The organism is Streptomyces sp. NPDC045956 (assembly GCF_056430705.1).
This window is the reverse complement of the sequence record NZ_JBWKKZ010000001.1, coordinates 472,917-499,216: the sequence shown is the minus strand read 5'-3', so window position 1 is coordinate 499,216 and position 26,300 is coordinate 472,917. Positions and strand designations below refer to the sequence as shown.

Annotated in this window: 21 protein-coding genes and 2 tRNA genes; 3 read left to right on the top strand and 20 right to left on the bottom strand. The window is 72.3% G+C overall.

From position 1 onward, the window contains the following. Positions 1 to 138: 138 nt before the first annotated feature. Both AC07FV_RS02140 and lepA read right to left on the bottom strand, forming a co-directional pair. On the bottom strand, positions 139 to 2,016 hold the full coding sequence (locus AC07FV_RS02140) for an AMP-dependent synthetase/ligase (RefSeq protein ID WP_479083987.1): 1,878 nt from the start codon (positions 2,014 to 2,016) through the stop codon (positions 139 to 141). A 297-nt stretch (positions 2,017 to 2,313) separates the two neighbouring features. Next, positions 2,314 to 4,182: a translation elongation factor 4 gene (gene lepA / locus AC07FV_RS02135; protein WP_479083986.1), complete on the bottom strand. Its 1,869-nt coding sequence runs from the start codon at positions 4,180 to 4,182 to the stop codon at positions 2,314 to 2,316. Between the two features lie 310 nt (positions 4,183 to 4,492). On the opposite strand from lepA, the gene rpsT reads away from it, so the two are divergent. Next, entirely contained in the window at positions 4,493 to 4,759 is a 267-nt protein-coding gene (rpsT, locus tag AC07FV_RS02130; RefSeq protein ID WP_030180898.1) for a 30S ribosomal protein S20, read from the top strand. Between the two features lie 444 nt (positions 4,760 to 5,203). Here the strand turns inward: rpsT and holA are convergent, their stop codons facing one another. The 9 genes from holA to leuS form a co-directional block, all read right to left on the bottom strand. After that, positions 5,204 to 6,193 carry a DNA polymerase III subunit delta gene (gene holA, locus AC07FV_RS02125; RefSeq protein WP_356603306.1) on the bottom strand — a complete coding sequence of 330 codons (990 nt, stop codon included), beginning with the start codon at positions 6,191 to 6,193 and terminating at the stop codon, positions 5,204 to 5,206. A 137-nt stretch (positions 6,194 to 6,330) separates the two neighbouring features. Continuing rightward, entirely contained in the window at positions 6,331 to 6,576 is a 246-nt protein-coding gene (locus tag AC07FV_RS02120) for a hypothetical protein (protein ID WP_479083985.1), read from the bottom strand. 42 nt (positions 6,577 to 6,618) lie between these two features. Further along, complete coding sequence (locus AC07FV_RS02115) at positions 6,619 to 7,500, bottom strand: YceI family protein (RefSeq protein ID WP_479083984.1); 882 nt, start codon at positions 7,498 to 7,500, stop codon at positions 6,619 to 6,621. A 235-nt stretch (positions 7,501 to 7,735) separates the two neighbouring features. Then, positions 7,736 to 8,563 carry an arylamine N-acetyltransferase family protein gene (locus AC07FV_RS02110; protein WP_479083983.1) on the bottom strand — a complete coding sequence of 276 codons (828 nt, stop codon included), beginning with the start codon at positions 8,561 to 8,563 and terminating at the stop codon, positions 7,736 to 7,738. A gap of 4 nt (positions 8,564 to 8,567) precedes the next feature. Next, positions 8,568 to 11,336: a ComEC/Rec2 family competence protein gene (locus tag AC07FV_RS02105; protein WP_479083981.1), complete on the bottom strand. Its 2,769-nt coding sequence runs from the start codon at positions 11,334 to 11,336 to the stop codon at positions 8,568 to 8,570. Further along, positions 11,333 to 12,637 carry a ComEA family DNA-binding protein gene (locus tag AC07FV_RS02100; RefSeq protein WP_479083979.1) on the bottom strand — a complete coding sequence of 435 codons (1,305 nt, stop codon included), beginning with the start codon at positions 12,635 to 12,637 and terminating at the stop codon, positions 11,333 to 11,335. Before AC07FV_RS02100 ends, AC07FV_RS02105 begins: the two co-directional genes overlap by 4 nt. Positions 12,638 to 12,748: 111 nt before the next feature. Beyond that, entirely contained in the window at positions 12,749 to 13,594 is an 846-nt protein-coding gene (locus AC07FV_RS02095; RefSeq protein WP_479083977.1) for a DegV family protein, read from the bottom strand. A 73-nt stretch (positions 13,595 to 13,667) separates the two neighbouring features. Further along, positions 13,668 to 14,402, bottom strand: a complete 735-nt coding sequence (locus tag AC07FV_RS02090) for a hypothetical protein (RefSeq protein WP_479083976.1) — start codon at positions 14,400 to 14,402, stop codon at positions 13,668 to 13,670. A gap of 239 nt (positions 14,403 to 14,641) precedes the next feature. Then, positions 14,642 to 17,542: a leucine--tRNA ligase gene (gene leuS, locus AC07FV_RS02085; RefSeq protein ID WP_479083974.1), complete on the bottom strand. Its 2,901-nt coding sequence runs from the start codon at positions 17,540 to 17,542 to the stop codon at positions 14,642 to 14,644. 550 nt (positions 17,543 to 18,092) lie between these two features. Between leuS and AC07FV_RS02080 the strand changes: the two genes are divergently transcribed. Then, positions 18,093 to 19,349, top strand: a complete 1,257-nt coding sequence (locus tag AC07FV_RS02080) for a ferric reductase-like transmembrane domain-containing protein (protein WP_479083973.1) — start codon at positions 18,093 to 18,095, stop codon at positions 19,347 to 19,349. Then, positions 19,346 to 20,959, top strand: coding sequence for an NADH-ubiquinone oxidoreductase-F iron-sulfur binding region domain-containing protein (locus AC07FV_RS02075; RefSeq protein WP_479083971.1), 1,614 nt, complete (start codon positions 19,346 to 19,348; stop codon positions 20,957 to 20,959). The genes AC07FV_RS02080 and AC07FV_RS02075 overlap by 4 nt, the downstream gene beginning before the upstream one ends. A gap of 52 nt (positions 20,960 to 21,011) precedes the next feature. Here AC07FV_RS02075 and AC07FV_RS02070 read toward each other — a convergent pair. The 9 genes from AC07FV_RS02070 to AC07FV_RS02030 all read right to left on the bottom strand — a co-directional run bounded on the left by AC07FV_RS02070 (position 21,012) and on the right by AC07FV_RS02030 (position 26,236). Next, positions 21,012 to 21,084: transfer RNA gene (locus AC07FV_RS02070), tRNA-Ala, on the bottom strand. A 126-nt stretch (positions 21,085 to 21,210) separates the two neighbouring features. Further along, positions 21,211 to 21,444 (bottom strand): hypothetical protein, encoded by a 234-nt coding sequence (locus AC07FV_RS02065; protein WP_003976229.1) that lies wholly within the window; start codon positions 21,442 to 21,444, stop codon positions 21,211 to 21,213. Between the two features lie 377 nt (positions 21,445 to 21,821). After that, a tRNA-Ala gene (locus AC07FV_RS02060) sits at positions 21,822 to 21,894 on the bottom strand. Between the two features lie 121 nt (positions 21,895 to 22,015). Next, positions 22,016 to 22,687, bottom strand: coding sequence for a histidine phosphatase family protein (locus tag AC07FV_RS02055; RefSeq protein WP_479083970.1), 672 nt, complete (start codon positions 22,685 to 22,687; stop codon positions 22,016 to 22,018). Further along, positions 22,684 to 23,130, bottom strand: a complete 447-nt coding sequence (gene rsfS / locus AC07FV_RS02050) for a ribosome silencing factor (RefSeq protein WP_383642460.1) — start codon at positions 23,128 to 23,130, stop codon at positions 22,684 to 22,686. The genes AC07FV_RS02055 and rsfS overlap by 4 nt, the downstream gene beginning before the upstream one ends. Positions 23,131 to 23,214: 84 nt before the next feature. Continuing rightward, a complete protein-coding gene (locus AC07FV_RS02045) occupies positions 23,215 to 24,978 on the bottom strand; it encodes an LCP family protein (RefSeq protein WP_479083968.1) in 1,764 nt (587 codons plus the stop codon). Between the two features lie 16 nt (positions 24,979 to 24,994). Beyond that, positions 24,995 to 25,705, bottom strand: a complete 711-nt coding sequence (gene nadD / locus AC07FV_RS02040; protein ID WP_479083966.1) for a nicotinate-nucleotide adenylyltransferase — start codon at positions 25,703 to 25,705, stop codon at positions 24,995 to 24,997. Between the two features lie 70 nt (positions 25,706 to 25,775). Then, the gene (locus AC07FV_RS02035; protein WP_479083965.1) at positions 25,776 to 25,943 is read right to left on the bottom strand and encodes a hypothetical protein; all 168 of its coding nucleotides are present in this window, start codon (positions 25,941 to 25,943) and stop codon (positions 25,776 to 25,778) included. A 131-nt stretch (positions 25,944 to 26,074) separates the two neighbouring features. Next, positions 26,075 to 26,236, bottom strand: a complete 162-nt coding sequence (locus AC07FV_RS02030; protein ID WP_479083963.1) for a hypothetical protein — start codon at positions 26,234 to 26,236, stop codon at positions 26,075 to 26,077. Positions 26,237 to 26,300: the final 64 nt, after the last annotated feature.

Here is a 26,300-nt window from a genome sequence, read left to right as displayed (position 1 = left end):
CCGTGCCAGGCGAATGCCCGAAAATGGCCCGAAGGAGACCAGAAGAAGACCGGAAGACGGCCCGAGGGCGATCCGAAGAGGGCGAGGTGCGGGCAGCGGCCGGGCGGATCGCCGCGACCGCCCCCCGCCGCGCCCCCGCTACGCCTCCCGGGAGCCCTCGTACATCTCCTCGATCAGGTGCTTGTACTCCCGCTCCACGACCGGCCGCTTCAGCTTCAGGCTGGGGGTGATCTCCCCGTGCTCGACGTCGAGGTCACGGGGCAGCAGACGGAACTTCTTGACCGTCTGCCAGCGCTGCAGGCCCTCGTTGAGCTGCTTGACGTAGCCGTCGACCATCTCCACCGTCACGGGCGCGGCGACGATCTCGGCGTAGGCCTTGCCCTCCAGGCCGTTCTCCTTCGCCCACTGCGTGATCGCGATCTCGTCGAGGGCGATGAGCGCGGTGCAGAAGTTCCGGTCGGCGCCGTGGACCAGGATGTTGGAGACGTAGGGGCAGACCGCCTTGAACTGGCCCTCGACCTCGGCCGGCGCGATGTACTTGCCGCCGGAGGTCTTGATCAGGTCCTTCTTGCGGTCGGTGATGCGCAGGTAGCCGTCGGGCGAGAGTTCGCCGATGTCCCCGGTGTGGAACCAGCCGTCGCTCTCCAGCACCTCGGCGGTCTTCTCGGGCAGCTGGTGGTAGCCCTCCATGATGCCGGGGCCGCGCAGCAGGATCTCGCCGTCGTCCGCGATGCGCACCTCGGTGCCGGGCAGCGGCTTGCCGACCGTGCCGGTGCGGTAGGCCTCACCGGGGTTGACGAAGGACGCGGCGGAGGACTCGGTGAGGCCGTACCCCTCCAGGATGTGGATGCCGGCGCCGGCGAAGAAGAAGCCGATCTCCGGGGCCAGGGCGGCCGAGCCGGAGACGCAGGCGCGCAGGCGGCCGCCGAAGGCCTCGCGGATCTTGGCGTAGACGAGCTTGTCGGCGACGGCGTGCTTGGCACGCAGGCCGGCCGGAGCGCTGGCGGTGCCGGTGCGCTTGAAGTTGTCCTGGGTGACCTTCGCGTACTCGCGGGCGACCCCGGCGGCCCACTGGAAGATCTTGTACTTGGCTCCGCCGCCGGCCCGGGCCTTGGCGGCCACGCCGTTGTAGACCTTCTCGAAGATGCGCGGGACGGCCGCCATGTAGGTCGGCTGCACGACCGGCAGGTTCTCGATGATCTTGTCGACGCGGCCGTCGACGGCCGTGACGTGACCGGCCTCGATCTGGCCGGAGGTGAGCACCTTGCCGAAGACGTGCGCGAGCGGCAGCCACAGGTACTGCACGTCGTCCGGGCTGACCAGGCCGGTCGCGGCGATCGCCTTCGCCATGTACGACCAGTTGTCGTGCGGGAGGCGCACTCCCTTGGGACGGCCGGTCGTGCCGGAGGTGTAGATGAGGGTGGCGAGCTGGTCCTTGGTGAGAGCGCCCACCCGCTTCCTGACCAGCTCCGGGTCCGCCTCCAGACGGGCCGCGCCCCGGCGCTCCAGGTCGTCGAGGGTCAGCACCCAGTCCTCGGAGGTGTCGGCGCCGGTCGCGTCGACCACCACCACGTGGGTCAGCTCGGGCAGCTCGCCGCGCTTGTCCCGCGCCTTGGCGAGCTGGGCGGCGTCCTCCGCGATCAGGACCCGGCTCTCGGAGTCGGAAAGGATGTACGCCGACTCCTCGGCGTTGGTCTGCGGATAGACGGTGGTCGTCGCGGCGCCCGCGCACATGATGCCGAGGTCGGCGAGGATCCACTCCAGCCGGGTGGAGGAGGCGAGGGCCACGCGCTGCTCGGGCTGCACACCGAGTTCGATCAGTCCGGCCGCGATCGCGTAGACCCGCTCGGCGGCCTCGCCCCAGGTCAGCGACTTCCAGTCGTCCGGTCCCTCACCCGAGGACGACGGCACCGGGTAGCGGTACGCCTCGGCGTCCGGCGTGGCCGCCACCCGCTCCAGGAAGAGTCCCGCCACGGAGGGCGGACGGTTCTCGATCAGTGTCTGTGTGTCGCTCACGACATCCTCCGTGGGCCCGCGTCGGTGCGGCTTGCTCAGGTGCGGCTGGATTTTCACTCTCGGGCGGTGCTGGGCAGCGGCTCGGGCAGGTGCCCGATCACTTGTTTAACTCACGAGTAACTACGGGGCAGGCATCAGATTAAGGGGCGACCGGCCCCGGCGTAAGACTCCGCACCCTGTCACTTCCTACAGATGCCCGGCCGTGACATGCGAAGGGACCCGCCGCACTTTCGCACGACGGGCCCCTGCACGACCGTTTTTCCCGGACCCGGCGTACGGCGGCGCGGTGTGACGCGGTTACTTCTTGCCCTTGCCCGATCCCGCGCTGTCGTCACTGGACAGGACCGCGATGAAGGCCTCCTGCGGAACCTCCACGGAACCCACCATCTTCATCCGCTTCTTGCCTTCCTTCTGCTTCTCCAGCAGCTTCCGCTTGCGGGAGATGTCACCGCCGTAGCACTTGGCGAGGACGTCCTTGCGGATGGCGCGGATGGTCTCGCGGGCGATCACCCGGGAGCCGATGGCGGCCTGGATGGGCACCTCGAAGGCCTGCCGCGGGATCAGCTCGCGCAGCTTGGCGACGAGCCGCACCCCGTACGCGTACGCGGCGTCCTTGTGGGTGATCGCCGAGAAGGCGTCCACCTTGTCGCCGTGCAGCAGGATGTCGACCTTGACCAGGCTGGAGGTCTGCTCGCCGGTGGGCTCGTAGTCCAGCGAGGCGTAGCCCCGCGTCTTCGACTTGAGCTGGTCGAAGAAGTCGAAGACGATCTCGGCGAGGGGCAGGGTGTAACGGATCTCCACCCGGTCCTCGGAGAGGTAGTCCATGCCGAGCAGGGTGCCGCGCCGGGTCTGGCACAGCTCCATGATCGAGCCGATGAACTCGGTCGGCGCCAGGATCGTGGCGCGCACGACCGGCTCGTACACCTCGTTGATCTTGCCTTCGGGGAACTCGCTCGGGTTGGTGACGATGTGCTCGGTGCCGTCCTCCATGATCACGCGGTAGACCACGTTGGGCGCGGTGGCGATCAGGTCGAGCCCGAACTCGCGCTCCAGCCGCTCGCGGATCACGTCGAGGTGCAGCAGGCCGAGGAAGCCGACGCGGAAGCCGAAGCCGAGGGCCGCGGAGGTCTCGGGCTCGTAGACCAGCGCCGCGTCGTTGAGCTGGAGCTTGTCCAGCGCCTCGCGCAGCTCGGGGTAGTCCGAGCCGTCCAGCGGATACAGGCCGGAGAAGACCATCGGCCGCGGGTCCTTGTAGCCGCCGAGCGCCTCCGTGGCGCCCTTGTGCTGGCTGGTGACGGTGTCACCGACCTTGGACTGGCGGACGTCCTTCACGCCGGTGATCAGGTAGCCCACCTCGCCGACGCCGAGACCGTCGGCGCCGAGCATCTCCGGGGAGTTGGTGCCGATCTCCAGCAGCTCGTGGGTGGCGCCGGTCGACATCATCCTGATGCGCTCGCGCTTGCCGAGCTGGCCGTCGATGACACGGACGTACGTCACGACACCGCGGTACGAGTCGTAGACGGAGTCGAAGATCATCGCGCGGGCCGGTGCGTCCTTGACGCCGACCGGGGCCGGGACCTCGGCGACGATCTTGTCCAGCAGCACGTCGACGCCGAGCCCGGTCTTGGCGGAGACCTTGAGCACGTCGTCGGGGTCGCAGCCGACCAGGTTGGCGAGTTCCTCGGCGAACTTCTCGGGCTGCGCGGCCGGCAGGTCGATCTTGTTCAGCACGGGGATGATCGTGAGGTCGTTCTCCATCGCCAGGTAGAGGTTGGCGAGGGTCTGGGCCTCGATGCCCTGGGCGGCGTCGACGAGGAGGATGGTGCCCTCGCACGCGGCCAGCGACCGCGAGACCTCGTAGGTGAAGTCGACGTGCCCCGGGGTGTCGATCATGTTGAGGATGTGCGTGTCGGTCTTGTCGTGGGTGGGAGCCCACGGCAGACGCACCGCCTGGGACTTGATCGTGATGCCGCGCTCGCGCTCGATGTCCATGCGGTCGAGGTACTGGGCGCGCATCTGCCGCTGCTCGACGACACCGGTCAGCTGGAGCATCCGGTCGGCGAGCGTGGACTTGCCGTGGTCGATGTGCGCGATGATGCAGAAGTTGCGGATCAGCGACGGGTCGGTACGGCTCGGCTCGGGCACATGGCTAGGGATCGCGGGCACGCAGGGTCCTGATTCTTGAGGCGTCCGCAGTGTCTGCGGTCTCGGGTCGGATCTATACGTAGCCTCCATCGTCCCACGGGTGGGGAGCCGGGGTGGGTCTGGGAGCGGGTCCGGCGGCGGTGCGGGACGGCGGCGGGGGACGGCCGGGACCCGGTCCGGGGGCGGGCGGAGGGCGGGTTTGGGTCGGCCCGCGGGCCGCTGGTAGTGTGGGGGGCTGTGTCTCTTGCCCTCTCAGCGCGAGGCACTCCTTCAAGAAATCACCGGTACGGGCCCTTCGCGGCCTCGTGCCTGAACCTGCAAAGGCTCATTCGTGGCGAACATCAAGTCCCAGATCAAGCGGAACAAGACCAACGAGAAGGCCCGGCTGCGCAACAAGGCCGTCAAGTCCTCTCTGAAGACCGCGATCCGCAAGGCCCGTGAGGCCGCTGCCGCGGGTGACGTGGAGAAGGCCACCGAGTACCAGCGCGTCGCTTCGCGCCAGCTCGACAAGGCCGTCTCCAAGGGCGTCATCCACAAGAACCAGGCCGCCAACAAGAAGTCGGCGCTGGCGCAGAAGGTCGGCGCTCTCAAGGGCTGAACCCCTTATCTGGTCTGATCGCCGGAAGGACCCAGAGCGGGCCCTCTCTCATCCGCTCCCGTCCGGCACCCAGGGTCCATGCGCGGCCTGCGTTCGCCACGCGGGCATGGACCCCCGAGCTTGATCCCGAGGCCCCGGTGGCCGTCCTTCCCCAGGACGGAGACCGGGGCCTTCGGTCTGCTCCGGCTCGGGCTGGGGGGAGGGGACGGCCCGGGGGTGCGGACGGCGGAGCCCCGGGGTCACCGACGGGACGGGCCGGGGATCACCGACCGGACGGACCGGGGGGCACCGACGGAACGGGCAGGAGGCCACCGACGGGACGGGCCGGGCGATCACCGACCGGACGGACCTGGGGACACCGACCGGACGGACAGGAGGCCACCGACGGAACGGGCCGGGGGGCACCGACGGGACGGGCCGGGGTACGGACCTGGGGACCGCGCTCTACGACCGTCCCCGCGAGCGCGCGGCCCGGGCGATGATCACCACGCACTTCTCCAGGGCGTACTCGGGGTCGTCCCCGCTGCCCTTGACTCCCGCGTCCGCCTCGGCCACCGCGCGCAGGGCCACGGAGACGCCGTCCGGTGTCCAGCCGCGCATCTGCTGCCGGACCCGGTCGATCTTCCACGGCGGCATCCCCAGCTCGCGGGCGAGGTCGGCGGGGCGTCCGCCGCGGGCGGAGGACAGCTTGCCGATCGCCCGCACTCCCTGGGCCAGCGCGCTGGTGATCAGCACCGGTGCCACCCCCGTCGCGAGGGACCAGCGCAGCGCCTCCAGCGCCTCCGCCGCCCGTCCCTCGACCGCCCGGTCGGCGACCGTGAAGCTGGAGGCCTCGGCCCGCCCGGTGTAGTACCGCCCGACGACCGCCTCGTCGATCGTCCCCTCCATGTCGGCGGTCAGCTGGGAGACCGCCGAGGCCAGCTCCCGCAGGTCGCTGCCGATCGCGTCGACCAGCGCCTGGCACGCCTCGGGGGTGGCCGACCGCCCGGCGGTGCGGAACTCCGCCCGCACGAAGGCCAGCCGGTCCGCCGGCTTCGTCATCTTGGCGCACGCCACCTCACGCGCGCCCGCCTTGCGTGCGGCGTCCAGCAGGCCCTTGCCCTTGGCTCCGCCCGCGTGCAGCAGGACGAGGGTGATCTCCTCGGCCGGTGCGCCGAGGTAGGCCTTGACGTCCTTGACGGTGTCGGCGGACAAATCCTGCGCGTTGCGTACGGCCACGACCTTGCGCTCGGCGAAGAGCGAGGGGCTGGTCAGCTCGGCGAGTGTGCCGGGCTGCAACTGGTCGGGCGTCAGGTCGCGTACGTCCGTGTCGGCGTCGGCGGCCTTCGCGGCGGCCACCACCTCCTGCAGGGCACGGTCGAGCAGGAGGTCCTCCTGGCCCACGGCAAGGGTCACCGGGGCGAGAGGGTCGTCGTTCGCAGTCTTCCTGGCCATCGCGACAAGCATCGCACGCACCACTGACAACGGTCCCCGGGCGGCGCCCCTCCCGCACCCGAGGCCGGGGCCGGGCCCGCCTGGGGGCCGGGGCCGGGCTGGGGGCGGTCCGGGGTCGGGCCGTGCTCGGGGCCGGGTCAGGGCTCCTCGCGCCAGCCCTCCCACTCCCCCGCGAACGCGTCGAGCACCGCGGGGTCCAGCCGCTCCCTCTCGTCGCGCAGGACCACGAGCCACTGGGCGTCCTCGGCGTCGTCCTCGCCGGCCAGGGCGTCCCGGACCAGCTGCGGTTCCTCGTCGAGCCCGAAACGCTCCCCCAGCGCCTGGGCCGCCTCCTCCGCGGCATCGCGGTCCGGCAGCACCAGCACATGTCTCACATCACTCACGGGAGCCATTGTCCGGCACCCCGCTCCACGCCGACCGCCCGGTCAGCCCTTGGGCACGATCTGCACGTCCAGGTCGATCCGGATGCTGGGCCCGACGACGGCGATGCCGCGCGCCAGCATCGTCTGCCAGCTCACCGTGAAGTCGTCGCGGTGCAGCTCGGTCGTGGCACGGCAGGCCGCCCGCACCTCGCCCTCCATCCCGTTGCCGAGCCCCAGGTACTCCGCGTCCAGCGTGACCGTGCGCGTCACGCCGTGCAGCGACAGCGCCCCCGTGACGGCCCACCGGTTGCCGCCCCGGTGCGTGAAGCGGTCGCCGTAGAACTCCAGGGTCGGGAAGCGCTGCACATCCAGGAAGTCCGCCGACCTCAGATGGTCGTCGCGCATCTTCACGTTGGTGTCGATGGACGCCGCGCCGATCACCACGTGCATCGCCGACTGCGCCATGTCGTCCGCGATCCGCACCGCGCCCGCGAAGGAGTTGAACCGGCCGTGGATGCGGGCCAGCCCGATGTGCCGGGCCGTGAAGGCTATCGAGGAGTGCGCCGGCTCGATCTCCCAGTCGCCCGGCGCGGGCAGCTCCGGCGGCTGGGCCACCTGAAGGGTCACGTCGCCGAGCGTGGCCAGCGTGTCCTCGGTGACCGTCGCGGACGCCCGGTACGGCGCGTAGCCCTCGGCGGACACCGCGAGCCGGTACTCCCCCGCCGGCACCGTCGCCACGAACGACCCGAAGGGGTCCGTGCCGCCGCCGACCACCTTGCGCCCCATGGTGTCGCTCACCGTGAACTCCGCGTGCGGTACCGGTTCGTCGACGGGGTCGAGTACCCGGCAGCTGAGCACTCCCGCGCTCGGCGGGATCCGCACCGCCGCCAGAGGACCCGTCCGTTCCATCCGCTTCGTTCGGCTTTCCAGCCAGCGGCCGATCATCTGCGACACCCTCTGCGCGACGTGCGAAAATTCGTTGACGAAGCAACATTCGATCACTGATGGGGCTTTCGAGGCAACACGGACCCACATCACGGGAAACCGGCGTATGTGCAGGCAGTAGGCACGAGTAAGCCTGACTACGTACGAGTGGACCCCGTGTGGCTCGTGTGTACCCCGTGGGGCGAATTGGGTGGTTGGAGCGCGGTCCCGGCGCGGTTCCGCCGGGGACCGCCGCTCACGGTCGGCGCGCGGCGGGCACCCGGTCCAGTGCGATGCCGAACCGGTCCCGGTACGCGGCGAGCACCTCCTCGTCCGTCGTCAGCCCGGTCTCCTCCCGGCGCCCGTCGACGGTCGTCGACACGAACCTGCGGCCGCTGATCGTGATCCTCCCCCCGTCCTCCGTGAGCATCGAGCAGACCGGCGCCTGGAGGAAGTGCGACTGCGGCGAAGTGCTGTGCCACCACGCACCGGACACGAAGTCGCCGAGCACCCGCGGGCGCAGCTCCAGGCGGTACACGGGCTTCCCGTCCTGCGACACGTCCAGGTCGGCCGCCCGGGCCGAGTCGTGGCCGCCGCGCACCCCCGCGGCGTCCGGCCCCGCCTCGGCCACCCGGAACGTGCCGCCGGGGTCCTCCTGCTCGCCCCGCTCCGCGAAGGCCAGCGGTCCGTGGCTGTGCGCCCCGAACCCGACGTCGGCCAGCCAGTCACCGGCGTCCACCGACCGCACCAGCAGCGCCAGGTGGTCGTACGGGACGCCGAGCCGGCCGCCGTCCCCGTACACCCGCGCCGCGAGCAGGGTGACCTCGTACCCGAGCGCCGTCAGCAGCGCGCCGAACAGGCCGTTGAGTTCGTAGCAGAACCCGCCCCGGCGGGCGCCCACCACCTTGTCCAGGAGCCGCTTCTCCTCCAGCACGATCTCCTCACCGAGGTGGACGGAGAGGTTCTCGAAGGGCACCGTCCGCAGATGGCGCGACTGAAGCTCACGCAGGGCGTCGGCGGTGGGCCACGCCGGGTACTCGACTCCGAGTCGGCGGAGGTAGGCATCGACCTGTGCTGAATCCATGCCCTCAGTCTCCCGCCACGCGCAAGGCCTCGCCGGTGCCGGTGACCGCCAGCGCCCCGTCCCGGTCCGTGCGCAGCACCATCGTGCCCCGGGCGCGCAGCGCCGCGACGGTGGCGGGGGCCGGGTGCCCGTAGGTGTTGTCCGCGCCGCAGCTGATGAGCGCCAGCCGGGGGGCGACCCTTCTCAGGAGGCCGGGATCCTGGTGGGCCGAGCCGTGGTGGGCCACCTTGAGCACGTCGACGCCTGCCAGCGCCACCGCCACCGGTGAGTCCGCCAACTCCCGCTGGGCCGGCGGCTCCAGGTCGCCGAGCAGCAGCAGCCGCAGCCCCGCCGTCCGCACCAGGAGGGTGACACTGGCGTCGTTGGGCTCCACCGCGCTCGTCACGGAACCCGGCCCGGCGCTCGGCGAGGGTGGTGGCCACACCACCTGCCAGGACAGCGGTCCCGCCCTTCGCTGCTGCCCGGCGGCGGCGTGCCGCATCGGGATCCGTCGTGCCGCCGCCTGTCTGCGGACGGACTCGGCCTGCTCCGCGGGCTCCTCGAGCGCGGTGGTCTCGATGGCGCCCACGGCACGCCCCCGCAACACCCCGGCCAGTCCCGCGACGTGGTCGGCGTGGAAGTGGGTGAGCACCACGAGCGGGACGCGGGTGATGCCGAGCGAGCGCAGGCAGTGGTCGACCAGCGCCGGGTCCGGTCCGGCGTCCACGACCACACCCGTGCCCTCGCCCGCCGCGAGCACCATGGCGTCGCCCTGCCCCACGTCGCACATCACCATCCGCCAGTCGGGCGGGGGCCACCCCGTGATCACCCGGGCCAGTGGGGGCGGCCTGACCACCACCAGCATCAGGAGCACCGCGCAGACTCCGCACCACCAGGGATGCCCGAGCAGTCGCCGGCCCACCAGGAGCGCACCCACCGTGGCGAGGGCGAGCAGCGCAGCCCCGGTCCAACTGCCCGGCCAGTCGACTCCCGCGCCGGGCAGCGCGGCCCCCGTGCGGGCGATCCCCGCGATCCACTCGGCGGGCCAGCTCCCGCACCAGGCCAGACCTCGGGCCACCGGCATCGCCACCGGGGCCGTGGCCAGCGCCGCGAACCCCAGCACCGTGGCCGGTGCGACCGCGAACTCCACGAGCAGGTTGCAGGGGACCGCCACCAGACTCACCCGCGCCGACAGCACGGCGACGACCGGCGCGCACAGGGCCTGTGCGGCACCCGCGGCGGCCAGCGCCTCGGCGAGCCGAGGGGGGACCCGACGCCGGCGCAGCGCCGCGCTCCACCGGGGGGCGATCGTGAGCAGCGCCCCGGTGGCCAGCACGGAGAGCAGGAATCCGTAGCTGCGGGCGAGCCACGGGTCGTACAGCACCAGCAGCAGCACGGCCGTCGCCAGCGCGGGGAGCAGCGACCTGCGACGCCCGGTGGCCAGCGCGAGCAGGGCGACGGCCCCGCAGGCCGCTGCCCGCAGCACGCTCGGGTCGGGCCGGCAGACGACGACGAAGCCGAGTGCCAGGACCCCGCCGAGCAGCGCGGTGGTCCGCAGGGAGATGCCGAGCCGGGGCGCCAGGCCTCGGCGCTCGCTGCGCTGGGCCAGGCCGGGCGGTCCCAGCAGCAGGGCGAGCACGATCGTGAAGTTGGCCCCGGACACCGCCAGCGTGTGCGCGAGGTCGGTCTCCTTGAACGCCTCCTCCAGCTCCGGCGTGATACGCGAGGTGTCCCCGACGACCAAGCCGGGCAACAGGGCCCGGGCGTCCTCCGGCAGGCCGTCGGTGGCCTCCCGCAACCCCTCCCGCAGCCGTCCGGCCAGCCGCTGCGCCCCCGACGGATCGGCCACGACCTCCGGGGCCTCCCGTCCACCCCGTACCCGCAGCACGGCGGCGATGCGGTCGCCGGCCGCCCTCGGGGGTGCCGCCCGGGCGGTGACGCGCAGCCGCGTGGTGGGCAGCAGCCCCAGCCAGTGTGCGGCGCCGGGCCCGGCTCGGGAGGCAGACGGGTCGTCCGGGACGCCCGGGAGGGAGCGGCTCGCGATCCCTCCGGGTGTCTCCGGCCTCCCCGACTCCGCCGGTGCTCCACGTGTCTCCGGCCTCCCCGACTCCGCCGGTGCTCCACGTGTCTCCGGCCTCCCCGACTCCGCCGGTGCTCCGGATGCCGACCTCTCGGACGCCGCCGGTGCCCGGGATGCCCCCTCCCCTTCCCCCACGTCGACGAGCACCAGCACCGGTGTCCGGGTCGTGACCTCAGCGCCGCCCGCCTCCATCAGCCGGCGGACCTCGCCCTCGATCAGCACGGTGGGCGGCACGGCCCGGTTCCCCCGGACGCGGGGCCGGGTGAGGCGGGGATCCGCGGTCACCTCCACCTCGGCGGTGACGGTGGCGTACTGCCGTGCCAACGCCGGTACCGGCCCACGGCGCAGATCCGCGCCGTGCAGTGCGGCCGAGGCGGCGGCCGCGGTGACGCACAGGAGCAGGGCGGCGAACGCCACGTACGGTCGTCCACGCGTCGGGCGGCGCCCGCGCGACCTCAGCAGCAGTACGCCGGCCAGGAGAAGGGCACCGGCCACGACCGCGACGGCCCACCCGGGCGGCGCGTCGAGCATCACCGCCGCCGTCGTCCAGGCCCCCAGCGCGGGCGGTACCAACCGCAGGTCCGTGGGCCCCTCCTGGCGGGGATGGGCGGCACCGAGCCGATGCCCGGAAGCGGCGTGCACGGCCGCACGCGGCGGTGCCGTCCGTTCGCCGGGCGCCTCGGCGCTGCCGGGGGCCGCCGCCTCCGTCCTCATGGCCGCACGAGGTTTCGCAGGTCGGCGAAGCGGCGCTCACCGATGCCGTTGACCTCGCGCAGTTCGTCCACCGAGCGGAAACCGCCGTGTCGAGTGCGGTAGTCGAGGATGTGCTGCGCCAGCACGGGGCCGACACCGGGCAGGGTGTCGAGCTGGTCGGCGGTCGCCGTGTTGAGGGAGACCGGTGCGACGGGACCCGCTCCCGCGAGCCCGCCCGCGGCGGCCGACCCGCCCGCCCCGCCTGGTCCACCTGGTCCGCCCGGGGCCGTCCCGCCCGGGACCGCCCCGGTGCCGGGCGCCGGAGCCCCGACGACCACCTGTTCGCCGTCCACGAGGAAGCGGGCCCGGTTCAGCCCGTCGGTCCCGGCGCCGGGCCGGACCCCTCCGGCGGCACGGAGGGCGTCCGCCACCCGTGAGCCGGCCGGCAGGCGGTGGACCCCGGGCTTGCGGACCTTCCCCCCGACGTCCACCACGATCTCGGCGCCGACGGTGGCACCGGCCACGGCGGAGCCCCGGTGCGCACCGGCCGTGGAGCCGCCCCCACCCGCCTCCCCTCCGCCCGCCTCGCCCTCGGCCGACCCGCTCCCCGCCGAGGCGCCGTACACCGCGGCCTCGCGCACGGTCTCGGGCGCCGGGACCGGCTGGGTGCGGCCCGTCCAGAAGTGCTGCACGGCGAAGACCGACGCGATGACGAGCAGCACCGTGAGCGCGGCCACGCTGCGCCGCTCCAGCGCGCACCGGGTCTGCAACCACACCGGCATGCGCTCCCGCAGTGCCTGCCCTGCCCGGTCCCGCCAGGTCGCCGCAGGGGTGTCGGCGGCGCGGTGTGCCGCCTCCGCCTCGCTCCCGGCGGTCTCCCTCCGCGCCCCTTCGCTGCCTGCGTCCGCCCGCCGGTGCCCGAGATCGCGGCCCCGGGGCGTCGGCGGTCCCTTCCCCGACTCGCCCCGCCGCGCGGGGTGTTCGGCGAAGAGTGCCTCGGCCCGCAGGCGCAGCTCCTCCGCCTGCGCGTGCCGGCGCATCCGTCCTCCCCGGCCGCCGGAAAGGGACCCGGCCCCGGGACGGGCGTGCAAGCCGGACCCGGCCCCGGAACGGCCGTGCAAACCGGACCCGGCCCCGGAACGGCCGTGCAGACCGGACCCGGAACGGGTCTGAAAGCCGGAGTCCGACCGACGGCGGTCGCGCAGTCGCCCGGAGGGGCGGCGGTCGCGCTGCCGGCCGTCGGATGCGGGGCCCCGGCCCGGGCCACTGGCCGCGGTCGCCGTACGTGAGCGTGAGTGTGAACGTGGTGATCGGAGAGCCATGCGACGAGGATCGGGCACCCCGGCACCACCGCGTTGATCTTGGTCAGATCCCGGGGACGACCACCGCGTTGTGGACAACTCCGCCACCCTCACGGGTGATGCGGCGCCCGTTCAGCGCGACGAGACCACGACCCCCAGCAGCCCGGGGCCCGTGTGTGCCCCGATCACCGCCCCGACCTCGCTCACATGCAGGTCGGCGAGTCCCGGCACCCGCTCGCGCAGACGGTCCGCCAGGGCCGAGGCCCGGTCGGGGGCGGCGAGATGGTGGACGGCGATGTCGACGGGCGCGGCACCCGCCCGGTCGGCGACGATCTCCTCCAGCCGGGCGATTGCCCTGGACGCCGTCCGTACCTTCTCCAGAGGCTCGATGCGGCCCTCGGCCAGCTGCAACAGCGGTTTCACCGCGAGCGCGGAGCCGAACAGGGCCTGGGCCGCGCCGATCCGGCCGCCGCGGCGCAGGTAGTCGAGGGTGTCGACGTAGAAGTAGGCGGAGGTGGCCGCGGCCCGCTTCTCCGCGGCCGTGACCGCCTCGTCCACCGTGCCGCCCGCCTCCGCGGCCTCGGCCGCGGCCAGCGCGCAGAATCCGAGGGCCATCGCGATCATCCCGGTGTCCACGACCCGCACCGGAACCGCCGCCTCGCGCGCGGCGACGACGGCCGCGTCGTGCGTACCGGAGAGCTCGGCGGAGAGATGGAGGGAGACGATGCCGTCGACGCCGGACTCGGCGATCCGTCGGTAGGTCTCGGCGAAGAGTTCGGGGCCGGGGCGGGAGGTGGTGACCGGGCGCCGCTTCTGCAGGGCCTGGGCCAGCGAGCGGGTCGAGATCTCGGTGCCCTCTTCCAGCGCCCGGTCGCCCAGGACGACGGTCAGGGGGACCGCGGTGATGCCGTGCCGCTCCATCGTCCGGGCCGGGAGGTAGGCCGTGGAATCCGTGACGATCGCGACATGGCGGGACATGAGCTGGAGGTTACCTGGCGTAGCGCCGGTACGGCAGCCCGGCCCTTCCGCCGGGCATCCACACGGCGTGTGATCAGGTCGTGTTCTCCGGACGGGCCTTCTTCTGCCAGGGGTACACGGGGCTCGGGCCGGGCGGGTCGAGGGCGGGCCGCGCGGGTTCCTCCGCCGGCTCCGGCTGCGGGGTCCGCGGCCAACTCTGCCGGGCGCCGGGGGTGTCGGCGGCCGGGGCCTCGGGCCAGGGCGGTGGCGCGGCGGCGGGCTCCGTCTCCGTCCAGTGCCGCAGGGCTCCGGCCTCGACGTCGATCTGCGCGCTCAGTGAGTCCAGGTCGTCGTCCGCGAAACGGCGGGCCCGGTCACGGGCCGCCCAGCGCAGGGACTCCGCCGAGCGCGCGATGCGTTCGGTGCGCTCGCGCAGCGTGGGGAGGCGCTCGGCGAGCGTGGCCCGGTCCGGATCGGACTCCAGCCGCCTGAGCTCGCTGTCCAGTTCGAACCCGTGCGCGCTGAGCCGGTCGAAGAGGGCGAGGGACTCCTTGAGGGACTCGTCCTCGGCCACACCCGCGTGCAGCGCGTCCTGGGTGGCCCGCATCGATGTGCGCAGGGTCAGCCGCAGCTGCGCCAGCTCGCCCGCCGGGCCCGTCTGGACGAGGGACTTGGCCCGCAGCGTGTGGTCCTCGACCGTGCGCCGGGCCTGGGTGATACCGCGGTCCACGCTGCGCTTGGCCGCGCCGACGGCCTTCACCGTGGCGTAGGCGCCCAGCACGAGGGCGAGCACGAAAAGCAGGGCGAATACCGTGATCACTGCTTCCACGAAGCTCCTCCTCCAGGCGTCCGACCCGCGCACCGGCAGGCCGCGGCATTCTCCGCGCCGCTCTTCCACGGTAAACGCAGCGGGCAGGCCCAGGGTTCCGACGGAACCCCGAACCTGCCCGCACGCGACCCTGAACCGGCCCGCACCGCCCCCTAGGGGACGTCCGCGCCCCCGCACGCCCCCTACAGGACGTCCGCCCCGGACGCCCGTCCCGCTCAAGCAGCCCGCCAGGCAGCCCGCTAGGCAGGAACGATGTTCACCAACTTCGGCGCCCGCACGATCACCTTGCGGATCCCGGCCCCGCCCAGCGCGGCCACGACCTTGTCGTCGGCCAGCGCGGCCTTCTCCAGGTCCTCCTCGGAGATCGACGGAGCGACCTCCAGCCGCGCCTTGACCTTGCCCTTGATCTGCACGACGCAGGTCACGGTCTCGTCGACGACGTAGGCCGGGTCGGCGACCGGGAAGTCCTGGTGGACGACCGAGTCGGAGTGCCCCAGCCTGCGCCACAGCTCCTCGGCGACGTGCGGGGCCAGCGGCGCGACCAGCAGCACCAGGCGCTCGGCGACCGTGCGCGGGACCGGGCCGCCCACCTTCGTCAGGTGGTTGTTCAGCTCGGTGACCTTGGCGATGGCGGTGTTGAAGCGCATGCCCTCCAGGTCCTGCCGTACGCCGTCGACGGCCTTGTGCAGGGCGCGCAGGGTGTCCGTGTCGACGTCGGTCTCGGCGACGTCCGCGACCGTCACCTCGCCGGTGTCCTCGTCGACGACGTTGCGCCACAGCCGCTGCAGCAGCCGGAACTGGCCCACCACCGCGCGCGTGTCCCACGGACGGGAGACGTCCAGCGGACCCATCGCCATCTCGTACAGGCGCAGGGTGTCGGCGCCGTACTCGGCGCAGATCTCGTCCGGGGTGACCGCGTTCTTCAGGGACTTGCCCATCTTGCCCAGCAGCCTGGAGACCTGTTCGCCCTGGTAGTAGTAGGAGCCGTCGCGCTCCTCCACCTCGGCGGCCGGCACCGCGATGCCGCGGCTGTCCCGGTAGACGTAGGCCTGGATCATGCCCTGGTTGAACAGCTTGTGGAACGGCTCGGCCGAGGAGACATGCCCCAGGTCGAACAGGACCTTGGACCAGAAGCGCGCGTACAGCAGGTGCAGCACGGCGTGTTCGGCACCGCCGACGTACAGGTCGACGCCGCCGTGCGGCAGGCCCTCGCGGGGGCCCATCCAGTACTTCTCGATCTCCGGGTCGACCAGCTTCTCGCTGTTGTGCGGGTCCAGGTACCGCATCTCGTACCAGCAGGAGCCGGCCCAGTTGGGCATGGTGTTGGTCTCGCGCCGGTACTTGCGCGGCCCGCGGCCGTCTCCCAGGTCCAGGGTGACGTGGACCCAGTCGTCGTTGCGCGACAGCGGGGTCTCGGGCCGGGTGTCGGCGTCGTCCGGGTCGAAGGTCCGCGGGGAGTAGTCCTCGACCTCGGGCAGCTCCAGCGGCAGCATCGACTCGGGCAGGGCGTGCGCGATGCCGTCCTCGTCGTAGACGATCGGGAAGGGCTCGCCCCAGTAGCGCTGGCGGCTGAACAGCCAGTCGCGCAGGCGGAAGTTGACGGTGCCCTCGCCGGCGCCGGACCGCTCCAGCCATTCGGTGACGCGCTCCTTGGCCTCGACGACGCCCAGGCCGTCCAGGGAGACGTCCGCACCGGCGGAGTTCACGATCTTCGCGTCGTAGGAGGCGAAGGCCTCGTCCCACGTCGCGGTGTCCGTACCGCGGCCGTCGGTCGGTTCGACGACGCAGCGGATGGGCAGCTCGAAGGCGCGCGCGAACTCGAAGTCGCGGCCGTCGTGCGCCGGGACGGCCATGATCGCGCCGGTTCCGTACCCCATCAGCACGTAGTCGGCGATGAAGACCGGCACCTGCTCGCCGTTGACCGGGTTGGTCGCGTACGCGCCGATGAAGACGCCGGTCTTGTCCTTGGCCTCGGCCTGCCGCTCCACGTCGGACTTCGAGGCGGCCTGCGCGCGGTACGCCGCGACGGCCTCGGTCGGGGTCGCGTGACCGCCGGTCCACACGTCGTGCGTGCCCTCGGGCCAGGCGGCCGGGGTGAACTTCTCGACCAGCGGGTGCTCGGGCGCCAGCACCATGTAGGTGGCGCCGAACAGGGTGTCCGGGCGCGTGGTGAAGACGGTGATGCGCTCCCCGTCGACGGGGAAGTCGACGCGGGCGCCCTCGGACCGGCCGATCCAGTTGCGCTGCTGCAGCTTGATGGCCTCGGGCCAGTCCAGCTCGTCCAGGTCGTCCAGCAGCCGGTCGGCATAGGCGGTGATGCGCATGTTCCACTGGCGCAGCTTGGACTTGAAGACGGGGAAGTTGCCGCGCTCGGAACGGCCGTCGGCGGTGACCTCCTCGTTGGCCAGCACGGTGCCCAGACCCGGGCACCAGTTGACGGGCGCGTCGGAGGCGTAGGCCAGGCGGAACCCGCCCAGCACGTCGGCACGCTCGGCCTCGGTCAGCTCGCTCCACGCCCGGCCGGAGTGGCCCGGGACCGCCCGCTCACCGGACTCGAACCGGGCGACCAGCTCGGCGATCGGCCGGGCCCTGCCCGCCTCCTCGTCGTACCAGGAGTTGAAGATCTGCAGGAAGATCCACTGGGTCCACTTGTAGTACTCCGGGTCGATCGTGGCGAACGACCGGCGCTTGTCGTGGCCCAGACCCAGCCGGCGCAGCTGGCTCTGCATGTTCTTCATGTTGGCCTCGGTCGACACGCGCGGGTGCGTGCCGGTCTGCACGGCGTACTGCTCGGCGGGCAGTCCGAAGGCGTCGAAGCCCAGGGTGTGCAGGACGTTGTGGCCGGTCATCCGCTGGAAGCGGGCGAAGACGTCGGTGGCGATGTAGCCCAGGGGGTGACCGACGTGCAGGCCCGCGCCGGAGGGGTACGGGAACATGTCCATGATGAACTTCTTGGGCTTGGCGACCAGCTCGGGGTCGCCCGCCAGATCGCCCTCGGGGTTCGGTGCGGCGTACGTCCCCTCGGCGTCCCAGAAGTCCTGCCAGCGTGCCTCGATGTCGGCGGCCATGGCGGCCGTGTAGCGGTGCGGCGCGGCGTCCGCCGACACAGGGGCGGTCGCCGCGGGGTTCGTCTCGCTCATGATCCTCAAAGCTCCATCGATCGTCTCTGCCAGCGGCTGCGACCTTCATGACCCACGGCGACGAAGGCCGGGAAATGAAAAATCCCCTCGCACAGGAGGGGACGCCGCGCCGATTCCGGCCGCCGGACTGTGGCCGGGGTCGGGACTGATCAGCGCGGCTCGCTAAGCAGAAGGCGTACGGCACGCATGGCGTCAGGGTACCGCAGTCGCCGCACGGGCCGCGACGGCCCTGCGGACGCCGCGCGCACGCCCCCAAGCACGCTCCCGCGCACACCCCGCGCACACCCTGCGCACCGGGCGAACCTGAACCAAGGTCAAAGGTTACTTCGCGTAACGACCACTAACGGGACATCACAACGACCGCATTGTCATTTGATAACAACGCAATAACTCAAACCTCGTACTCGCGGGTATGGCGCCACTTAGAGTGCGGCAGCGGGACCGCTTTCCCGAACCGCTCCGGAGTCGCCCCCATGAACCCTCCCCCGTTCCACCCCAGCAGTGACAGCTCACCCCCTCCCCTCACGTCCCTGACGTGGGGAGGCCGGTCGTGGTGACGAACGACAGCACGATGGACGACACCTTCGCCCAGTTCCTCGACTTCGGCGCCGGTGTCCTCTCCCTCGTCTTCCTCAGCTGTTCCGTGATCTGGGGACTCGTCGCCCAGGACCGGGTGGTCCTCGACACCCGCCAGCGCATCCTGGCGCAGGCGGTGCACCGGACCACCGCGGTCGCCTCGGTCGTGTTCCTGCTCGTGCACATCGGGGTCAAGCTGACCCTGGCCCACACCACCTGGGTCGCCGCGGTGATACCCTTCGGGCTGCTGGCCACGGAGGACGAGGCCTTCGGGGGAAGGTCCGTCCTCATCGGCTTCGGCACCCTCGCCAGCATGCTCATGATCTTCGTGGGCGTGACCGGCGCCCTGCGCAACCGCTTCGCGTCCCCGGCCCCCGTGGCCTCCCGCTGGCGCGCCATGCACATGCTGGCCTACCCGGCGTGGTGCCTGGCCCTGCTGCACGGGCTCTACGCGGGTCGCGCGGCGAAGCCGGTCTTCACGGTGCTGTACGGCCTGTCCGTGCTCGGCGTCATGGCGGCGCTGGCCCTGCGCGCGGCGCCCGGCCCGGTCAAGCGCCGGGTCGCCGACCGGATCGCCGACTTCTTCGGAACCGCCGAGCGCAGGCGCCAGGAGGAGCTGGAGGAGAGCCGGGCCCGCACGGCCGACGCCTCCGCACTTCCGGGGTACGCGGGCCAGGGGGCCTCCGGGTCCCGGTCCACGCCGCTGTACGCGTCCGCGGAGCGGCTCGCACCCCCGGAGCCCGCAGGCGGCTTCGCGGCGGCCTACCGCGCCGTGTCCAGCCCCGGCGGCACCCGGCGGCAGCCGCTGCCGGCCGACGCGGTCACGCCCGACCTGCTGCCGCCGGACATGCGTCCCACCCAGACGATGCCGGTCGCGGACAGCGGCGGCAGCACCTCGGGAAGCTGGCCGATACCGTCGCCCCCGCCGGTCGGCGAGGCGCCCCCCTCGGCCTACGACCCGCTCAACGACACGGGACACACCATCCCGGTCTATGGCAATCCGGACGCCTCTGGCTACGGCTCGAGTGACGTGTACGACACCGCTGAGACGAACGCCGTCTATGACACGTACTACCCCAACGACACCTACAACAGCGGTCCCGCCACTGAACCGACCCCCGGCGTGCCCTCCGGCCCCACGGCCTTCGGCACGCCGTACGACCCGTCCTACGATTTCGACGCACCGGGTTCGGGCGAACCTTGGAACACGCCTTCCGGAGGCTTGAAGTGAACGAGGCCCTGCCCGACGTCCCCGAAGTCCGCGTCGTCGGTCTTCCCCAGCTCACGTCGGGCTTCGACCTTGTCGAGCGCCTGGACCTGCCGATGCACCTCAAGGTGCACGGGCCGCTCGAACCGCTGGGCGGCGAACAGCTCGCCCAGCTGTCCGAACGCATCAACCTGCTGGGCCGCGGCGGCGCGGGCTTCCCCTTCCACAAGAAGCTGCGCTCGGTCGCCGAGGCGGCGATCAAGCGCGGTGTGCGGCCGGTCGTGGTCGTCAACGGCAGCGAGGACGAGCCCGCCTGCCGCAAGGACACGGTCCTCATCAACCGCGCCCCGCACCTGATCCTGGACGGCGCGCTGCTGTGCGCCGAGGCCATGGGCGCGCGCACGCTGGTCATCGGGGTCACCCGGGAGTCCACCCAGCGCTCCATGGAGGCCGCCCTCGCCGAGCGCGGCCTGAACAACGGGCGCCGCTCCGCCCTGCGCGCCCGGGTGCAGCGCAACCCGGTCCGCATGGTCACCGGTGCGGCCGCCTCCCTGATCCGCTCCATCGACGGCGGCCCCGCGATGCCGCCCGGCCGCAAGGTCAGCGCCTCCCGGAGCGGGGTCGGCGGCGCCCCGACACTGCTGTCCAACGCCGAGACCTTCGCCCAGCTGGCGATCGCCGCCCGCATCGGCCCGGAGCGCTACGGCAACACCGGCCTGTACGACGAGCCGGGCACCGTCATGCTCACCGTCTCCGGCGCGGTCGCCCGCCCGATGGTGATCGAGGTGCCGACGGGCGTGCCGTTGCGCTACGTCCTCCAGCTCGCCGGCGCCCCGCCGGTGCCGCAGGGCGTGCTGACCGGCGGCTACCACGGCAAGTGGATCGACGCGGCGACCGTCGACGAGGCGATCGTCTCCCGCAACTCCCTGCAGCAGGCGGGCGGCTCGCTCGGCGCGGGCGCGATCCTGCCGATCGGTCAGGGCACCTGCCCGCTGGGCGAGTCGCTGCGCGTGGCGCAGTGGCTGGCGCAGGAGAGCGCGGGCCAGTGCGGCCCCTGCTACCTGGGTCTGCCGGCCGCCGCCCGCGGTCTGGAGGACATCCTGAACGGCGGTGGCCCGGCCGCGCTGGAGGCGGTCAAGCAGGTCGCGCGGAACGTGAAGCGGCGCGGCGCCTGCTCGCACCCGGACGGCTCGGCGATGTTCCTGGAGTCGACCCTCAAGGCCTTCACCGACGACCTCGCCGCGCATGTCCTCGGCAACGGCTGCGGACGGCCCGTGGAGGGCGTCCTGCCGCTCTTCGAGGGCGGGGCGACCCCTACGGGCGTGCCGGGCGGCGGTGCGGAGAACGGCCCCAGCCGCCAGAAGATCTACGTCGACTGGACGCTGTGCCGGGGCCACGGCCTGTGCGCGGACATCCTGCCGGAGGTCTTCCAGCTCGGCGCCGACGGCTTCCCGACGGTCGCGCAGGCCGAGGTGCCGCGCTTCGCGGAGGCCAAGGCGGTCCGCGCGGTGCGCCGCTGCCCGGCGCTCGCCCTGCGCATCGAGGAGGACACCCGGGGCCAGCTCCCCGCGCCCTCGCGGACCAACCTGCCGGTCCTCTCCCCGGGCCGGGGCCGCCGGGCGCTCGGCCGCTGAGGCCGGATCATACGAACAAACCCCCCGGATCGTGATCCGGGGGGTTTTTCTGTGGAGCTAAGGAGAATTGAACTCCTGACCTCCTGCATGCCATGCAGGCGCTCTACCAACTGAGCTATAGCCCCTTGCTTCTTCCTCCGCCCGGTCTCCCCGGCGGCGACGCCAACATTACACGGTCCACCGGGCCCAACACCAAATCGTTTCCGTTCTGTCCGATTTGGTGCCGGATGCTCCGCACTGGGCAGGTGTGGCTAGGCCGTCACGAAGGAGTAGAACCGCTTGAGTGTGCAGTGCTCCTCCAGGAGCCGGCCGTAGATCGGCTCACCCTCCAGCTCACGGTACGTCTCGATGGGGTCGCCTTTTATGATCAGCGCCCGCGCGCACTCCTCGCACCAGTACTGGTAGTCCGGATTCACCGGCTCCATGTCCCGCACGATCGGGGTGCCGCTGCCGCACCAGTCGCACTTCCGCCTGTGTGCACCCATCGATCAGCTCCAGCTGTGGCCGCAGGCCGTGCACACGTAAGAGATCCCGCCGTTGTCACCGAGGACTTGGGCCACGTGTCCGGAACCGCAGGAAGGGCAGCTGAGACGGGTGATCGTGTTCCGTGTCACCGCTCCGCCGAGGAGATGACCGACCTCCTCGAGGATGCTCGCAGGCATCGCCACTCCCTCCCGTCGGGCCGCGGTCCCTTCCGGCCGTTTGATTCTGCCACGACCGGGCCAATACGGTCAGCGACGCCTCAGTACCGGTCCGGACACGGAGTCCCGGAGGGGTATACGCCTGCGGGACGCCTGGTGCTCAGCTGGGCTCGAACGAAAAATCCCGCCCCCCGAGGGGGACGGGATTCGTCCGTGGGCTGTGGAGCTAAGGAGAATTGAACTCCTGACCTCCTGCATGCCATGCAGGCGCTCTACCAACTGAGCTATAGCCCCTTGCTGCCACCCGGCTGGGCCGTGTGGTCCTTCGCTCCGCTCGGCGGGGCGAACAAGAAGAACTTTAGCCTGCGACCTGCCGGAAAGTGAAATCCGGGTACCGGACCCCGCCCGCGGCGGCTCAGTCGTCGTCGCCGAGCACCGGTTCCGGCAGCGTGCCGGCGTTGTGCTCCAGCAGGCGCCAGCCCCGGGCGCCCTCGCCGAGGACGGACCAGCAGCAGTTGGTCAGCCCGCCGAGGCTCTCCCAGCTGTGCGGTTCCAGACCGAGCAGGCGGCCGATGGTGGTGCGGATCGTGCCGCCGTGGCTGACCACGACGAGGGTGCCGTCCTCGCCGAGCTTCTCCGCGTGGCGGAGCACCACGGGCGCGGCGCGGTCGGCGACCTCGGTCTCCAGCTCGCCACCGCCGCGGCGGACCGGCTCGCCGCGCTTCCACGCCGCGTACTGCTCGCCGTGCCGGGCGATGATCTCCTCGTGGGTCAGCCCCTGCCAGACGCCCGCGTAGGTCTCCCGCAGGCCCTCCTCCGGGGTCACGTCCAGGCCGGTGAGGGCGGCGAGTTCGGCCGCGGTGTGCGCGGCCCGCTTGAGGTCGGAGGCGATGATCGCGTCGGGGCGCAGTCCGACGAGCAGCCGGGCGGCGCGGCGGGCCTGGGCGACGCCGGTCTCGGTCAGCTCGACGTCCGTGGTGCCCTGGAAGCGGCGCTCCACGTTCCACGAGGTCTGGCCGTGCCGCCACAGGATGATGCGCCGGCCCTTGCCGGGCCGGCCGGCGGTCACCTCGCCGGTGGCGCTCACCGCCAGTCCCCGTCGGTGTCGGTCGCCTCCTCGGCGGCCTTGAGCTCGGCGTGCTCCGCCCCCTTGCCGCGGGTCTCCTTGGCGTCGGCGGGCAGCTCCAGCTCGGGGCAGTCCTTCCAGAGCCGCTCCAGGGCGTAGAAGACGCGCTCCTCGCTGTGCTGGACGTGGACGACGATGTCGACGTAGTCGAGCAGGACCCAGCGGGCCTCTCGGTCGCCCTCGCGGCGCACCGGCTTGGCGCCGAGCTGCTTGTTGAGCCGCTCCTCGATCTCGTCGACGATCGACTTGACCTGGCGGTCGTTGGGGGCGGAGGCCAGGAGGAAGGCGTCCGTGATCGACAGCACGTCGCTGACGTCGTAGGCGATGACGTCGTGGGCGAGCTTGTCGGCTGCCGCCTGGGCGGCGGCGTTGATGAGTTCGATGGAGCGGTCGGTCGCGGTCACTGCCTGGCTTTCGGGTCGGCGGTCGGTTGACCTCAAGGGTCTCACGACCGCCGACGGTGCCCCACGTGACGACCGCGCCGCCCGCTAGGACGCCGGTTCGTAGTCCTGCCCGAGGACGACCGAGACCCTCGCGTTCGCGGAGACCTCGCCCTGGGTGACGGAGCCGGCGGGCAGGCCCAGGGTCTGGGCGACCTGGACGGCGTTCTCCTTGTCGGCGGCCTGCGCGTAGACCACCTTCGACGTGGCTTCGGTACCGGAGGCGGTGCCGCCCTCCAGGAAGGTGAAGCCGCCGTTCAGGAGGACGACGCGGGCCTTGCCGGCGCGGTCCTCGACGCCGGTGGCGTTGCGGACGGAGACGCTGACGGCCGCGTCCTTGTCGGGGCTCTTGGCGGTGCCGCCGAGCACGTCCTTGACGATGCTGTCGCTCGCCTCGGCGCTGAGCCTGCCGTCACCCCCCACGGGCAGCAGCGCGGTCCTGAAGTCGCCGCCCTTGGCCAGGTCGGAGAGCCCGGCGAGGAAGGCGCCGAGGTCCTGGTCGGTCAGCGGCGGGTCGAGGATCAGCCCGAGCGTCTGGATGGTGGTGGTCGCGGCCTGCGGGTCGGAGGAGAGCTTGCGCAGCACCCCCTGCATGACCTGGCCGAACCGCTGGAGCTGGGCGTCGGCCCGCTCGCCGGAGCCGCGGTGGGTGGCGTAGGCGACGGCCGCCTTGCCGCTGAGGGTCTGGTTCTCGCCCTGGTGGACGAGCGGGGCGGTGCCCTTGGTCTTGGCCGCCGGGTCGGGGACGTCGGTGTCGGTGTCGACCTCGATGTTGCCGACCAGGTCGACGAGGATCTGGAGGTACGGCGTGTCCAGGCGCCAGGTGCCGCCGATGTCGGTGCCGAGGGCCGAGTCGAGCGCGGTGCGGGTCGCGTCGGGACCGTCGTCGTCCACGGACCTGGCGAGCGTGGTGGTGGTGCCGTCGTCGCCGGTCAGGGCGAGCGCGTTGGGCACCAGTACGGCGGTGCCCTGCTTGGTCGTGGTGTTGTCGACGAGCAGCGCGGTGGAGGTGCCGCCGCCCTTGGTGTCGTGCAGGTGGACGGCGATCACGTCGCGTTTCTGGGCGCCGGCGGCCGTCGTGCCGCCCGTCCGGTCGTCCGAGGAGGACGTGCCGGGCAGCTTCCCGGCGTACCAGAGGTAGCCGACGCCGCCGACCGCGACCAGCGCCAGGACGACGACCAGGGCGACGACACGCGCGCGTGCGCGCCGCCGGGCCTCCTCACGGCGCTCGGTGCGGTTCTCCGTGAACTTCATCCAGTCGATGACGTCCTCGGAGTCGTCGGTGGGCTCCTCGACGAAGGCGAACTGCTCGGTCCGGTACTCCCGGTCGGGCCCGGCGGTCTCGGTGAGGGCGTCCGCCTCCGGTTCCCCGCGCGGGCCTGCCTGCTGCGGGATGTGGGCGGTCTGCTCGGCGACGCGGGGCTGCGGGCCGCTGGTGGCGGTGCGGCCGTACGGGTCGTGGGCGGGCTGCTCCTGGCCGGTGGCGTAGCCGTCGTAGGTGCCGTGGCCGGGGGCGGGGGGCTGCTGCCCGGTGTCCCAGCCGCCCTGGGCGCCGTAGGGGTCGTACGGCTGCTGGGCGGGCTGCTGCGCGTACGGGTCGTAGCCGTAGCCCTGCTGCCCGTACTGCCCCTGCTGGTGACCGTACTGGCCGGCCTGCGGCTGCGCGTACGGGTCGTACGGCTGCTGTCCGCCGAGGCCGCCCTGGGCCTGGTCCGGCGCCTGGGCCTGGCGGTACACCGGCCGGCCGTACTCGTCGTAGCCGACGAGTTCGTACTGGTCGCCGCCGTACCCCGCGTCGTATCCGTCGTTCACCGGTGCCCCTCTCGGCTCACTCGCCGCGGTACAGCTGGCGCTTGTCGATATAGCGCACCACGCCGTCCGGCACCAGGTACCAGACGGGATCGCCCTGGGCGACTCTCGCACGGCAGTCCGTGGAGGAGATGGCGAGGGCGGGGACCTCGACGAGCGAGACTCCGCCCTTGGGGAGCCCGGCGTCCGTGAGCGTGTGGCCGGGGCGGGTGACGCCGATGAAGTGTGCCAGGGAGAACAGCTCCTCGCTGTCGCGCCAGGTGAGGATCTGGGCGAGGGCGTCGGCGCCGGTGATGAAGAACAGGTCCGCGTCCGTGTTGAGGGCGGCCAGGTCGCGCAGGGTGTCCACGGTGTAGGTGGGGCCGCCGCGGTCGATGTCGATGCGGCTGACCGAGAACTGGGGGTTCTCGACGGTGGCGACGACCGTCATCAGGTAGCGGTCCTCGGCCGCGGAGACCGCGCGGTGGCTCTTCTGCCAGGGCTGCCCGGTGGGCACGAACACCACCTCGTCGAGGTGGAACTGCGCGGCGACCTCGCTGGCCGCCACGAGGTGTCCGTGGTGGATCGGGTCGAAGGTGCCGCCCATGACGCCGAGGCGGCGCTTGCCCGACGGCGACGGGCCGTTGCCCGGGCCGGCGGCGCGCGCGGGCGCCACCCGGTTCTGCGTGCCGCGCGCCGGAGCGGGCGCCGTGTCGTGCGCCGGACCGGTAGGCATGTCCTGCTCTCCCATGCGTGCAGACCCTACCGGCCCGGCCTGAGGGCTCCTGCCGGGCCCACGGTCCCCGGACCCGCGGCCGTGCTCAGCGGTCGCGGTTGAACCGGGTGGTGATCCACAGCAGCAGCATCAGGATGACGAACGCGCCGATGCCGGTGACGTAAGGGCTGAGACTCTGGTGGTTGCCGCTGTGCTCCTCGCCGCCCTCGGAGGCGAGGGTGACGATCTGGGCAGCGGTGCTGTGGAAGCTCATCTTCGGCAGGACCTATCCGGTGTGGGCGGAATAAAGACGTCGGCTCATCGTATGCGGGCGTCTCACGGGCGATCACGCCGACTCCGCCGTTGGGGACGGGTCGGGGAGGTCCGGGGAACCTTCGGATCTCCTCAGTCGTCCTTCCGCTTGTACCCCCGCAGCAGGAACCACGCGGTCAGCACGCAGCCCACCATCATCACGATCAGCACCACCCGGAGCAGATTCCCCGCCCCTTGCTGTTCGGCCGCGGTCGCCGCCGTGGCGAGCCAGTCGGTGTGGGGGGTGTGCGCCATGACGTGGACTCCTTCGTTGCACTGCCCGTCCACGGTATCTCCGCCTGAGGTGGGCTCGGCTCCG

Bases quoted from the DNA above. Each gene is read 5' to 3' on its own strand.
- holA (WP_356603306.1), bottom strand. From the start codon at position 6,193: ATGGCCAGGAAGACTGCGAACGACGACCCTCTCGCCCCGGTGACCCTT.
- AC07FV_RS02115 (WP_479083984.1), bottom strand. From the start codon at position 7,500: ATGATCGGCCGCTGGCTGGAAAGCCGAACGAAGCGGATGGAACGGACG.
- AC07FV_RS02110 (WP_479083983.1), bottom strand. From the start codon at position 8,563: ATGGATTCAGCACAGGTCGATGCCTACCTCCGCCGACTCGGAGTCGAG.
- AC07FV_RS02105 (WP_479083981.1), bottom strand. From the start codon at position 11,336: ATGAGGACGGAGGCGGCGGCCCCCGGCAGCGCCGAGGCGCCCGGCGAA.
- AC07FV_RS02100 (WP_479083979.1), bottom strand. From the start codon at position 12,637: ATGGCTCTCCGATCACCACGTTCACACTCACGCTCACGTACGGCGACC.
- AC07FV_RS02095 (WP_479083977.1), bottom strand. From the start codon at position 13,594: ATGTCCCGCCATGTCGCGATCGTCACGGATTCCACGGCCTACCTCCCG.
- leuS (WP_479083974.1), bottom strand. From the start codon at position 17,542: ATGAGCGAGACGAACCCCGCGGCGACCGCCCCTGTGTCGGCGGACGCC.
- AC07FV_RS02065 (WP_003976229.1), bottom strand. From the start codon at position 21,444: ATGGGTGCACACAGGCGGAAGTGCGACTGGTGCGGCAGCGGCACCCCG.
- nadD (WP_479083966.1), bottom strand. From the start codon at position 25,705: ATGGGAGAGCAGGACATGCCTACCGGTCCGGCGCACGACACGGCGCCC.
- AC07FV_RS02035 (WP_479083965.1), bottom strand. From the start codon at position 25,943: ATGAGCTTCCACAGCACCGCTGCCCAGATCGTCACCCTCGCCTCCGAG.
- AC07FV_RS02030 (WP_479083963.1), bottom strand. From the start codon at position 26,236: ATGGCGCACACCCCCCACACCGACTGGCTCGCCACGGCGGCGACCGCG.